3 protein-coding genes are annotated in these 13,536 nt (G+C 69.1%); all 3 read right to left on the bottom strand.

Annotation, left to right across the window (positions count from 1 at the left end; genetic code table 11):
* Positions 1–3: 3 nt before the first annotated feature.
* The 3 genes from ACKY0X_RS02465 to regX all read right to left on the bottom strand — a co-directional run bounded on the left by ACKY0X_RS02465 (position 4) and on the right by regX (position 13,531).
* Entirely contained in the window at positions 4–5,505 is a 5,502-nt protein-coding gene (locus ACKY0X_RS02465) for an amino acid adenylation domain-containing protein (protein ID WP_409428171.1), read from the bottom strand.
* The gene (locus tag ACKY0X_RS02460; protein ID WP_409428170.1) at positions 5,502–12,665 is read right to left on the bottom strand and encodes an SDR family NAD(P)-dependent oxidoreductase; all 7,164 of its coding nucleotides are present in this window, start codon (positions 12,663–12,665) and stop codon (positions 5,502–5,504) included. Before ACKY0X_RS02460 ends, ACKY0X_RS02465 begins: the two co-directional genes overlap by 4 nt.
* Positions 12,666–12,847: 182 nt before the next feature.
* Positions 12,848–13,531 (bottom strand): two-component sensory transduction protein RegX, encoded by a 684-nt coding sequence (regX, locus tag ACKY0X_RS02455; protein ID WP_024443448.1) that lies wholly within the window; start codon positions 13,529–13,531, stop codon positions 12,848–12,850.
* Between the last annotated feature and the right edge of the window lie 5 nt (positions 13,532–13,536).

The raw sequence follows: 13,536 nt of genomic DNA, 5'->3' as shown, positions 1-13,536 counted from the left end.
CGATCAGAACCGGTAGGTCGTGCAACCGACCTCGACGCCCGAGCCGACCGCCATGATCAGCGCGACGTCACCGGGCTTCACCAGGCCGCGCCGGCGGGCGTCGGCGATCTGGTAGGGCAGCGTCGAGGTGAACGGGTCGCTGGCCTGGCCCTGCGCCTCGAGGTCAACGAACCGCGAGCGGTCCACGCCGATGTGCGCGGCCAGCTCATCGAGCGCAGCGCCGGGCAGGTACGGCGGGAACACGACCGCGATGTCCTCGGGCGCCAACCCCTCCAGCGTCAGCAGCTCCTTGACCGACGACGGCAAACAGCTCACATAAATCGCGGCCAGGTTCGGATCGCGGTCGATCCGCAGCCACATCCGACCGTCACGCTCCTGGGTGTAGGTGGCCAGCGCGCCCCGATACTCCGGATGGTGGCCGAAGACGAACCGGCCGAAGCCTTCTGGCCCGGAACTCGGGCTCAGCATGATTGCCGACCCGGTCTCGGAGATGCCGTTGCGCGGGTAGCCGCTCTCCGAAGTGTTGTTCTCCACTTCGGAGGCCAGCACCATGGCATGCCCGGTCCGTCCGGCCCCGATCATGCCGGCCGCGACATGGCAGCCGTTGAGGAAACCGACCGCCCCGTTGAGGACGTCGAACGCGAAGGTCTTGGGGGCGTCCGCGGACTCCGGCTCGGCGTTGATCCCGACCTCACCGGCGACCAGGGTGGCCACCGCCGGCTCGGACAGGAAGTCGTCGCGGTATATGCCGGCGTGAATCACCAGCCCGACGTCGGTGCGCTCGACACCGCTGTCGGCCAGGCAGGCGGTGGCGGCGTCGACGGCGAACTGGATCGAACTGGGCTCGGCCTGTCCATCGGGGGCGAACCCGATCCCGTCGATGCGCACCCGCGGTGTCGCCGGCAGCTCCCGGCGCCCGCCGGACCGGCTGCCGCGGCCGGCCTGGCCGTTGCCCGCCCGGCGCATCCGGTCGGGCAGGTCGTCGAACGTGTAGAGACCAGTTCCGATGGTCTGCCCCGAGCCGGTTATGGACAGCACGACGTTGTCGCCGGAATTGATCCGGCCCGCGTTGATGTAGTCATACAGCGCGACGAAATGCGTTGTGGTAGCCGTGTTCCCGCGCTCGGCGAGGTTGCAGATGGTGTTGGCCCGGCTTGCGGCACCGGCACCGAACACCCGGTTGATGGTCAAGATGGCGTCGTTGATCGACGCCTCGGAGGTCTGGTGCATCAGCAGCTGATCGGCCGTCTCGGGCCGCCAGCCGTGTCGCTGCATGACGGCCGCCACATAGGGAACCGAGTGCTTCACCGCGATCGCGGTCTGGGTGACCGAGTCGGTGACCATGATCGCGCCGCCGTGCGGACCGTCGGTGGCCTTGGCGATGCACAGCTTGGCGAACTCACTGAAGGTGGCCAGGTCCAGGTCGTGGAAACCGACCCGGTCGTTGGGCCCGAGTTCGAGCACTGCCGCCGCGCCGGCGTCGCCGACGGTCAGGCAGGCCAGCCGCGGGTCCATCGCACTTTCGATCTCCTGCTGGGCGGTTTCGGTGATGTGGCTGATGTATTCGCCACTGACCACCAGTGCGTTGCGCACCAGTCCGGTCTTCAGGAAGTCCTGGGCCACACTGACGCCGGTGAACATGCCCGCGCAGGCGTTGTTGATGTCGAAGCAGACGGCGCCCGTCAGCCCCAGCTGGTCACGGAACTGCGAGGCGGTGCTCGGTTCGAAGGTGAACATGTGCTCCGGGCCGTCGCAGCGCGAGATGTTGCAGGCGATGACCAGGTCGATCTCTTCGGGGGCGTAGCTCGACCGCGACAAACAGTCGGCAATCGCCTTGCGACCCAAGTCGATCGAGAACTCGTCTTGGCCGGCCATCCGTCGGTTCTTGATACCGGTGAGTCGCTCCAGCGGGATCTTCACCTCGTTGACGCAGTCGGCCAGCACCTGCTCGGTGGAGACCGCCCGCGGCGGCAGGTACACGCCGAGGCTCTCGATCACGATGTTGCGCGCCGGACCGTTCTGCACGGGTTTGATTACCGGTGCCGGTGCGGGTTTGGGCGTGGCAGCCGGCTGGGGCGCGGCCGCCACGGGTTCGGGCTGCGCCGCGGGCGGCTCGGTCTTGGCGGCCCCGCCGATCGGGCCGAACTCGGCGGCCAGTTCGGCGATGGTGCCGTAGACGAACAACGACTCCGGCCGCAGTTCCAGGCCGAGCTCCCCCACTCGCACTGCAACTTCCAACGCTTGAGTGGAGGCGCCACCGAGGGCGAAAAAGTCGTCGGTGACGCCGACCCGGTCCACATCGAGGACCTCGCGCCAGATCTCGGCGAGCGCCTGTTCGGTCTCGTCGCGGGGCGCAACGAATTCCACCGGTGCGGCGTCCAGGTCCTTGTCGAGGGCGAGCAGCGCCCGGCGATCCACCTTGCCGCTGGCCGACAACGGCAGCAGATCGCTTGCGCGGAACACCGCGGGAATCATCGCCGCCGGAACCAGGTCCAGCAGGAAGCGACGCAGCTCGGCGGTGCCGGGAGCCGCCGCGACCGGCACGATATGTGCGATCAGCTGGGTGTTGCCGGAGGCGTCTTTGCGTGCCACCACCGCGCTCTCGGCGATACCGGGATGCTGGGCCAGCGCGGCCTCCACCTCACCGAGCTCGATCCGGAAGCCGTTGATCTTCACCTGGTCGTCGCGGCGGCCCAGGTACTCGATGTTGCCGTCGGGGCGGTAGCGGGCCAGGTCGCCGGTGCGATACAGCAACGCACCCGGAACGGAACTGAACGGGTCGTCGAGGAACGCCGCCGCGGTGGCCTCGGGCCGGTTCAGGTAGCCGCGGCCCACGCCCACGCCGCCGATGTGCAGTTCGCCGGGCACTCCGACCGGAACCGGGTTGCCCGCCGCGTCCAGCAAGTGGATCGCGATGTTGGCGATCGGCCGGCCGATCGGGATGACTGGATCGGTTTCCCCACGCACACAATGGAAATGGGTGACGTCGATGGCGGCTTCGGTCGGGCCGTAGAGGTTGTACAGCTCGGCAGGCAGCGCGGCGAAGAAGCTGTCGCGCAGGTCTGCGGTGAGCGCTTCGCCGCTACAGAACACCTTGCGCAGGCCGGTACAGGCGGCCGCCTGGGGCTCCGCGAGAAAGCGGCGCAGCATCGACGGAACGAAATGCATTGTGGTGATGCGCTGTTCGACGATGGTATGCGCCAGGTACGCGGCGTCTTTGTGACCCTCGGGTTTGGCGATCACCACCCGGGCGCCGACCGTCAACGGCCAGAAGATCTCCCAGATGAACGGGTCGAAGTTGATCGGGGTCTTGTGCAGCACCCGGTCTTCGGCGGTCAGCTGGTAGGCGTCCTGCATCCACAGCAGCCGGTTGCGAATACCGGCGTGACTGTTCAGCGCGCCCTTCGGAGTTCCAGTGGAACCCGAGGTGTACATCAGGTAGGCCAGGTCTGCCCCGGAAGACGGAGTGCCCGCCTCGGGCGCCGTGGCTTCCTCGGCGGGAGCCGTGGACGGCTGGTCCAGGCACAGCCGGGCTCCGGTGAAACCCGTTGGCACGTGCGGTAAATGTTCACGGTGCGTGACACAGACCGGTGCCTCGGGGATGTCGGCGAGCATCGCCTCCATCCGGCCGGTGGGCTGCGCGGGGTCCAGCGGCAAAAAGACGCCGCCGGCCTTGAGCACGCCGAGCAGCGCGATCACCAGGTCCTCGGAGCGCTCGAGCAGCACCGGAACCACGGCGGGTTCCGGGCCGGCGCCAACACCGAACTGGCGCAACCGGTGTGCCAGGCCGTTGGCCCGCCGGTCCAGTTCGCCGTAGCTGATGTCGCGGCCGTCGTAGCTGACCGCGACGGCGTCCGGTGTGCGCGCGGCGCTGGCGGCGACCATCTCGTGCAATGTCCCAGGGGCCGCCGAAGAAACCGCGTAGTCGACCGCGGTGTCGTTCCAGGCCGCCAGCGCGGCGCGCTCGGCGTCGGTGAGCAGTGTCAGCTGCGAGACCGGGGCTTGCGCCGCCCCGGGCTGGGCCAACCCGGTCAGCAGCAACGTGAAGTGCTGCGCGAGAGCCTCGATGGTCGCGGCGTCGAACAGGTCGGTGTTGTATTGCAGCGCAAGCTGAAGTTCGCCGTCCTGCTCGCCGACCTGCATGGTGATGTCGAACGGTGAGCCGCCCTGGCCGATGTAGAGGGTCTCCAGGTGCAGGACGCTGGGGTCACCGGAGCCGGCACCGTCTTCGAACAGCCGGACCTGCTGCCAGGCAAACGACACCTGGAACAACGGGGTGCGCCCGGCGTCGCGCACCGGCCGTAGCCGCTCGACGAGCAGCGGCAGCGGGTACTCCTGGTGGCCGATCGCGCCCAGCACGGTGTCTTTGACCTGACCCAGCAACGCAACAAAGCTCGGGTCGCCACTCACGTCGACGCGCAGCGGCAGCGGGTTGGTGACATAGCCGACCATGCCCATCAGCCCGGCCCGGTCGCGGCAGGCGAACGGCGAACCGATGACCAGGTCGTCCTGCCCGCTGTAGCGGTGCAAAAGCACCGCATAGGCCGCCAGCAGGGTCATGTAGGGCGTCGCTCCGACGGTCCGCGCCACCTGCTTGATCCCGGCGGTGACCTGGGCGTCGACGCTGAACCGGTGCAGCGCACCGTCATAGGTCTGGATCGCGGGCCGCGGCCGATCGGTGGGCAGCGCCAGGGTCGGCAGTTCGCCCCTCAACGTCTCGTGCCAGTAGCCCCAAAGCCGCTCGCCCTCGGGCCCGGCCAGCATCCGGGACTGCTGCGCGGCGTAGTCGACGTAGCGGTCCGCGGTCACTTCTGGCGTGTTGGCGCCGTGCTCATGCGGCGGTTCCAGCTTCGCCTCTCCTTCGTCGAGCCTCGCTGAACCGCCGTGCTCATGCGGCGGTTCCAGCTTCGCCTCTCCTTCGTCGAGCCTCGCTGAACCGCCGTGTTCGGCGGCGTAGAGCGCACGCAGCTCGTCGAGGATGATGTCGATGGACCAGAAGTCGACGGCGATGTGGTGCACGGTCAGCAGCAGCACGTGGTCGTCCGGGCGCGCCAGCAGAGTCAGCCGCAGCACCGGGCCGGTGCGCAGGTCGAAGGGCCGGTCGATCTCGGCCTGCACCCATTGGTCGAGTTCAGACTCATCCGCACCGATGCTGTGCGTGGCGATCCGCAGCGGCCAATGCGCGTGCACCAGGGCGACCGGCTGGCCGTCCCGTTCGGTGTAGGTGGTCCGCAGCATTGGGTGCCGGTCCACCAACGCCTGCGCGGCCCGCTCCAGGGCCGGCACATTCAGGCTGCCGTCGATGCGTCCGGCGTAGGCGACGGTGTAAGCCGCGCTGTCGGGCGCGAGCCGGTGCATGAACCACATCGAGCGCTGCCCATAGGACAGCTCGTGCTCGGATGCCGCGTCCTGCGCCTTGGCCCTGAGCAACTGGGCAAGCAGCTCGCGCTTTTTCTCCGGCGACAGGCTGGAGAGGTCGGTGGGCACGTCCGGACGATCCGTCACGCGCTGCCCCCATCTTCGGCCATCATTTTCGCCAGCAATGCATCCACCGCTTCGTCGGAGAGTTCGGTGACCTGCGCCAGCAGCTCTAACTCCTGCGCGGGGGCCGCGGCGTCCGGGGCGACATCGGGTGCTGCGGATCCTTGGTCAGCCACGGACTGGTCGAGTCCGGAGGCCAACTGCTCACCGAGCCAGCTGGACAGACTCACCACGCTCGGCCCGTCCAACAGCCGGGCAACGGGGACCACGATACCGAGCTCCCGCTCGACCTGGATGCGAAGTTCCAGGGTGATCAGCGAATCCACCCCGAGGCTGTTCAGCGGTGCGTTGACGTCCAGGCTGGCCGGGGCCAGGCCCAGCTTGCCCGCGACCAAGTCACGCAGGTAGGTCTCCAGCAGCCGCTGACGCTCCTGCGCGTCGGCGGCCTGCACCGCCTCGAACAGGCCCCCAGACAGGCCACTGCCGGACACGCCGACACCCTGCTCGACATCCGCCGTGACCTGCAGGTCGCGCAGCAGCGGTGACTGTGCGCTCGGGCGCCACCGCGACCAGTCGATGTCGAGCACCATCGCTTCGGTCGCGCCATCGGCCAGCAGCGCCGCCAGCGCCGCGAAGTAGCTCTCCGCCGACAGCCCTTCCACGCCGTAGTGCGAGAAATGCCGGTGCAGCTCCGAGTTGGTGAACATGCCCAACCCGGCCCACGGGCCGAAGTTGACGCTCAACGCCGGCCGGCCCGTCGCCTGGCGATGCCAGGCCAGCGCGTCCAGGAAGGCGTTCGCGGCCCCGTAGTTGGCCGCACCGGGCGAACCCAGCACCGAGGCCGCCGAGGAGAACATCACGAAGAAGTCCAGCTCCGCATCGGCGGTCAGGGTGTGCAGGTTCCAGGCACCCTGAACCTTGGGCGCCATCACCGAACGCAGCTTCGCCGCGTCCAGGCGCGCCAGAATCGCGTCGTCGACCGTGCCGGCTGCGTGCACGACACCGCGCAGCGGCGGCATCGATGCACCGATGACGGCAAGTGCCGCGGCAACGTCGGCGGACTTGGTGACATCGCCTTGGGCGATAGTCACCTCCGCGCCGGCGGCACGCAGGCCCTCCAACGTCGCCTGTGCCGCCGCCGAGGGCGCGCTGCGGCCCATCAGGACCAGGTGGCGAGCACCTTGCTCGACGAGCCAGCCGGCCACCTTGCCGCCGACCGCACCGAGCCCGCCGGTGACCAGGTAGGTGGCTTGGTCGTGGATAGCACTGGCACGCTGCTCGCCCGCCGGCTCCGACGGCGCCGTGTAGGGCTCCAGCCGCGCGACGTAACGGCGCTGACCGCGCAGGGCCACGTCCGTCTCGGCATTGGCCGACCAAATCTCGCTGAACAAGCCGCGCAGCTCTTCGGGGCCACCGTCAGCGGACAGGTCGACGCCGGTGGCGTGCAGCTCGGGGTACTCGTGGTCGATGGAACGGCTCAGCCCCCAGACCGGAGCCTGTGCGACCGACAGCGGGCAGGACTCAGATTCTTCCCACCCGGCCGACTGCGCCCCGCGCGTCACCAGCCACAGCCGCGGCGACTCCGGCCAACCGGCCAGCGTCAGCGCCTGGATCAGGTGAACCACGCTCAGCGATCCGACATCGGTGGCAGTCGCCAGCGACTCTTCTGTCGTATCAGCCGGCGCTGCGGCCAGCAGGTTCCACAGGTGCACCACGCCCCGGCAGTGCGGCCGGTCGCCGCCGAACGCGGCGCGCAGCAGCTCGGCGAAGTGCTCGGGCCGGGCCGGATCGACCCGGTAACTGTCAGCGCTGATCCGCTCGATCTCGGGGAGACCGACGACCGGTTCCACGAGCACACAGGACTGCGACTGCGCCTCGAGATGGTCGCGCAGGGTGTCGGCGACCGGACCGTCGGACAGGATCAGCCAGCTGCCGGGCTCGACGGGCCGCCCCTCACCGTCAACGGGCAGAGACGCCGGCTGCCAACGCATCCGGTAGCTACGGTCCCGCGGATCCGCCGGAGCGGTGATGACGGTCGGCGCATGCGACTGGTCGGCGGAAAGAGTGCCAGTGGCCAGCAGCGACCAGTCCGCCCCGGCGCTGCCAAAGCAGTCGAACGCGTCCCCGGTCAGGGCGAACTGCACGGTGCGTGCTTGGTCTAGACCGTCACGCAGGGTCAACTCGGAAACCGAGCGGGTGCCGGGACCGAATGCGACCTCAGCCGCGGCCACTGCCAACTCGCCCAGCTGCTCGGCCGACAGCGCGGTGACGGCCGTGATGTCAATTTCGGCCAGCACCGTTCCGGGCTGTGCGGCCGACCGAATCGGTCCGCGCCAGCCGCCGCCGTTGCCACCGGCGCCGCCTCGCCGCGGCGCCGCGATGGAGCCGGCGTTGAGCCAGGAGTGCACCCGCTGCCAGGGATAGGTCGGAGCCGGAACGCAGCGGCTGCCTTGCGGGTAGATCCGCTCCCAGGCCACCCGGTGCCCCAGGGTGTACAGAGTGCCCAGCGAGCCGAGCATGGTGGAGCGGCCGTCATCGTCGCGGCGCATCGAGGGCAATAAGGTGCAGATGCGCCTCATATCTTCAACGTCTTCGCGGGCCGCCGTCAACAGAATGGGGTGCGGGCTGAGTTCGACGAACGTGTCGTGCCCGGTCTCGAGCAGCCGCCGCAGCGCCGGCGAGAACCGCACCGGCGAGCACAGGTTCGCCACCCAGTAGTCGGCGTCCAGCAGCCTTTCGCCCACCAGTTCGCCGGTGACCGTCGAGTACATCGGCACGGTCGGCACGGTCGGCTTCAGCTTCACCAGGCTGCCGCGCAGGCCGGCGCCGAGGGCCTCCATCTGCGGGCTGTGCGAGGCGACATCGACGTCGATCCAGCGGCAGAACCGATCCCGCTGCTGCAGTTTCGCCATCAGCTGTTCGAGCACCTTGCGCTCACCGGCGAGCACCGTCGATCGGTGGCTGTTGCTCGCGGCGACGGCCACCTCGCGCTCGTGGCCGGCGATGAGGTCCTGCGCTTCGGCCATGGTGGTCTCGGTGACCATCATCGCCCCGCGGCCACGAACGCCGCGCAGCATCCGGGCACGGGCGCAGATCACCCGTGCGGCGTCATCGAGGCTCAGCGCGCCCGCGACATGGGCGGCCGCGGCCTCGCCGAGGCTGTGCCCGACCACGGCGGCGGGCTCGACGCCCCAAGACCGCCACAGCGCCGCCAGGGCCACCTGAATCGCGAAGATCGTCGGCTGCAGGATGCCGATGTCTTTGAGCTTGGAACGTTCCTCGGGACCGTCCTGGGCGGCCAGCTCCTTGAGGATCGAGTGACCCAGATGCGGGAACAGCGCGTTGTCGCAGGCGGCCAGGGCGTCGGCGAACACCGGCTCGTCGGCCTGCAGTTGTCGCGCCATGCCGTGCCACTGCGAGCCCTGGCCGGAGAACACGAACGTCACACCCGGGCCGGGTCGGCTCGGGGCGCAGTGGCCCACCGACAATCCGGGCCGCGATTCGCCCAGCCGGTATGCCGACAGCGACTCGAACATCGCCGCCGGGGAGTCACCGACCACCGAGAGCCGGTAGTCGTGGTGGCCGCGGCGAGCGCCAGCGGTGTAGCAGAGGTCGGTCAGCGCGGCGCCGCCCATGAGTCCACCCGAGAAGAGCGCCATCTCGTACTCGCCGACCAACGCCGTCAGCGCCTCCGGCGATCGCGCGGACAGCGCCAGCAGCTCGGCGCGCGGCGGCGCGGTGTCGTCGTGGTAGCTGCTGCGGGCCTGCGGAGCCTCGGTGAGCACAACGTGGGCGTTGGTGCCACCGAACCCGAACGAGCTGACCCCGGCGATCGCCCGGCTGCCCGACGGCCACGGGGTCAGCTTCTCGACCACCTCCAGCGGCAGACGGTCGAAACCGATGTGTGGGTTGGGCTCGCTGTAGTTCAGGCTGGCCGGAATCTCCCGGTGCTGCAACGACAACGCCACCTTGATCAGGCCGGCGATACCGGCGGCCGCCTCCAGGTGGCCGATGTTGGTCTTGACCGAGCCGACCAGGCAACGACTGCCCTCCGGCCGGCCTTCGGCCAGCGCGGTGCCCAACGCGTTGGCCTCGATGGCGTCGCCGATCGAGGTGCCGGTGCCGTGCGCCTCGACGTACTGGACCGCGCCGGCCGGCAGGCCCGCCCGGCGGAACGCCTCGGCGACCACGCTCTCCTGCGCCCGCCCGCTGGGGGCGATCAGGCCGTTGGTCCGGCCGTCGGAGTTGGTGGCACTGCCGCGGATCACCGCGTACACCGGGTCGTTGTCCTCCAGCGCCTTGCTGAGCGGCTTGAGCACGACCACCCCGGCGCCCTCGCCGCGGACGTAGCCGTCGGCGTCGGCGTCGAACGTCTTGCAGCGGCCGTCGGGAGCCATCACCCGGGCCTTGCTGAAGTTGATCGCCAGCGCCGGCGACAGGATCACGTTCACCCCGGCGGCCAGCGCCATGGAGCACTCGCCGTCGCGCAGACTGCGGCACGCCAGGTCGACGGCCACCAGCGAGGACGAACACGCGGTGTCGATCGACATGCTCGGCCCGTGGAAGTCGAACGTGTAGGACAGCCGGTTGGCGGCGATGCTCAGCGCGTTGCCGGTGCCGGTGTAGGCGTCGACGAGCTGCGGTTGGCCCAGCCGCAGGAAGCCGTAGTCGTTGGTCGAGATCCCGACGAACACGCCGGTGCGACTGCCGGCCAGCTCATCCGGTACCTGACCGGCGTCTTCCAGGGCCTCCCACGCCACCTCGAGCAGCAGCCGCTGCTGCGGGTCCATCTGCGCCGACTCGCGCGGCGAGATCCCGAAGAATTGAAAATCGAACTGGTCGACCTGGCCCAGGAACCCGCCCCGCCGCGTCACCGCGGTCCCGGGAACCGAGGGGTCGGGGTTGTAGAAGGCGTCGACGTCCCACCGGTCGGCCGGCACGTCGCTGGTGGCGTCCGCCCCGCCCGACAGCAGCCGCCAGAACCCCTCCGGGCCGTCCGCACCCGGGAAACGGCAGCCGATACCGACGATCGCAATCGGCTCGTCGGCGGCGGGCCGCTCGGCGCGCTCGGTGGTGGCGGCAGCACCCGGAGCCACCGGAGTTTTCGCGGCCACCCGGGCCAGGTGCGCGGACAGGATGTCGATCGAGGGGTATTCGTAGGCGATGGTGGGGGCCAACTCGCAGCCCAGCCACTGCTCGAGGGCGCTGGAGAGCCGCACCGCATGGATGGAGTCCAGGCCGTAGAACGCGAACGGCTTGGCCGGGTCGATCTCGGCGATCGGCAGCTCGAGATCTTGGGCCAACCGCTCGATAAGCCAGGCACTGATCTCGGCGGCGCTGTGGGCGCCCGATTCGGTCGGCGCCGCCGCCGCGGCCGGCTCGGCCGGAGCCTGCGGCTGCGGCACTGCGGCGGTCTCGGGGGTGTTCACCGGCCACTGCGCCACCACCGGCAGCGTGCCGTCGAGATACTGCTGCTTGCACGCGCTGCGCTGGATCTTTCCGCTGGAGGTGGTGGGCAGCTGCAACGGCTGGACCAGCACCACGGCGTGCGTGCGGACCGAGTGGTTGGCGGTGACCGCGGTGCGGATGACCTGCATGGCCTCGTCGGTCTGCTCCGCGTTCAGGCGGCTGGGGTCCACCTCTTGGACCACGACCAGTTGCTCGGCCGCGCCCGGTTCCGGGGCGATCGAGAACACCGCACCACGGCCGCGCAGCAGCGCCGGATTGGTGTTCTGAACGGTCAGCTCGATGTCGTTCGGGTAGTGGTTGGTGCCGCGGATGATGATCAGATCCTTGCGGCGGCCGGTGACGAACAATTCCCCGGAATGCAGGAAGCCCAGGTCGCCGGTGCGCAGGAACGGGCCCTCACCGGTGTCGGCCAGCGTTGCGGAGAACGTCTCCGCCGACAGTTCCGGCGCTCCCCAGTAACCGTGCGCCACGCTGCCGCCGGCGACCCAGATCTCGCCGACCTGGTCTCCGGCGCACTGCAGACGGGTCTCGGGGTCGACGATGATCACGCGCTGGCCGCCGCGCGGCTTGCCGCAGCCGACCATGGTCGCCACGTTGGGGTCGTCGGCGGCGACGTCGATCACCCGGTTGTCGCCCAGTGCGACCCGATCGATGTGCTGCACCATCGGCACCGGCAGGTCCGACCCACCGGACACCAGCAGCGTGCCCTCGGCCAGCCCGTACACGGGGTAGAACGACTCGGCCCGGAATCCGGACGGTCCGAACAGTTCGGCGAACCCGTCCAGGGTGGCGGTGCGCACCGGTTCGGCACCGCACAGCGCCACCGTCCAGTTGGACAGGTCCAGCGCGGCGCGTTCCTGCGGGGTGCTCAGCTCGACGCACAGGTCGAAGGCGAAGTTCGGTGCTGCGGTGATCATCGCGCGGTGCCGCGAGATCGCCTCCAGCCACCGCATCGGCCGTTTGATGAAGGCCGTCGGCGGCATCAGGATCGAATGGCCCGCGACGTAGATCGTCTCGAGCAGGCCGCCGATCAGACCCATGTCGTGGTAGGGCGGCAGCCAGAACACGCCGGTCACGTGCGGCATGTCGGGGTTGGCGTCCCAGGCCTCGGCGATGGTCAGTAGGTTGTGCACCAGGTTGCCGTGGGTCAGCACGACGCCCTTGGGCGCGCTGGTCGACCCCGAGGTGTACTGCAGCATCGCGATGCTGTCGCCATCGATCTGCGGCGCCACCCAGGACGCCTCGTTGCCCGTGGTGTCGCTGTCGGTGATCGTCCAGCGCAGTGCCTGCCCGCCGGGCAGGCCGTCGATCGCAGGCTTGATCTTGGGTTCGATCTCACTGGTGGTGAGGGCGTAGCCGGGCTGGACGTCGGCGATGATCGACTCGACGCGCGGCAGCAAGTGCTCGCGCATGGGCGGATGCACAGGGATCGCGATGGCTCCGGCGTACAGACAGCCGAAGAAGCTGGCCAGGAAGTCCAGTCCCGGGGGACACAACACCAGCACGCGTTCGCCGACGGCGCCCTGACTCTGCAGGTCAGCGGCGATCTGGCGGGCACGCCGGTCCAGCTCCCGGTAGGTCACCTGGCTGGTCTCGTTCTCGTCGCCGTCCCGCGAGAAGGTGAACGCCAGGTTTTCGCCGTACTTCGCCGCGCGCTGCGTCAGCAGATCAACCAACGTGCGCAGGGTGTGCACTGTGCCGTCCGGCCCGCTCATCGATCGCGTCTCCCGTGTAACTGACGAAGAAGGGTTCTGGATGGGGCCCAAGGATTCCGTAGGCAACCTTGATTAAGGCTACCTTAAGAAGTCGGACGTCCAGTCCGTGATTTTCGGCGACGAAGACCCCGCCGAGCAAGTTAGGAGACCCCATCAAGGGGCTACCGGGGAGCGCCGGCGGGTTAGCCCTCCAGCTTGTACCCGAGTCCGCGCACGGTAACCAGGTGCACTGGATTGGCAGGGTCGGCCTCGATCTTGGACCGAAGTCGTTTGACGTGGACATCCAATGTTTTGGTGTCGCCGACGTAATCCGCACCCCAGACCCGGTCGATCAACTGGCCGCGGGTCAGCACGCGGCCGGTGTTGCGCATCAGGTACTCGAGCAGGTCGAACTCCTTGAGCGGCAAGGTAATCTGCTCGCCGTTCACCATGACCACGTGCCGTTCGACGTCCATGCGCACCGGGCCGGACTCCAGCACACCCTCGCCGACGCCGCCCTCGTCGTCACCGCCACGGCGCAACACCGCCCGAATCCGGGCAATCAGCTCGCGGGCCGAATACGGCTTGGTCACGTAATCGTCGGCGCCCAACTCCAGGCCGACGACCTTGTCGATCTCGCTGTCGCGGGCAGTGACCATAATCACCGGCACACTGGAACGCGCCCGCAATTGTTTGCAGACGTCGGTGCCCGACATCCCCGGGAGCATCAGATCCAGCAGCACGATGTCGGCGCCGGCCCGGTCGAACTCGGCCAGGGCGGCGGTGCCATCGCCGACCACGGTGGCCTCGAAACCCTCTTTACGCAGCAGAAATGCCAACGGGTCGGCCAGCGATTCCTCGTCCTCAACGATCAAGACGTGTGTCATCGATG

Origin of the sequence: Mycobacterium sp. SMC-11 (assembly GCF_046250095.1) — a bacterium.
GTDB classification, from domain to species: domain Bacteria; phylum Actinomycetota; class Actinomycetes; order Mycobacteriales; family Mycobacteriaceae; genus Mycobacterium; species Mycobacterium heraklionense_A.
This window is presented reverse-complemented; position numbering and strand designations above follow the sequence as displayed.

Bases quoted from the DNA above. Each gene is read 5' to 3' on its own strand.
- ACKY0X_RS02460 (WP_409428170.1), bottom strand. From the start codon at position 12,665: ATGAGCGGGCCGGACGGCACAGTGCACACCCTGCGCACGTTGGTTGAT.
- regX (WP_024443448.1), bottom strand. From the start codon at position 13,531: ATGACACACGTCTTGATCGTTGAGGACGAGGAATCGCTGGCCGACCCG.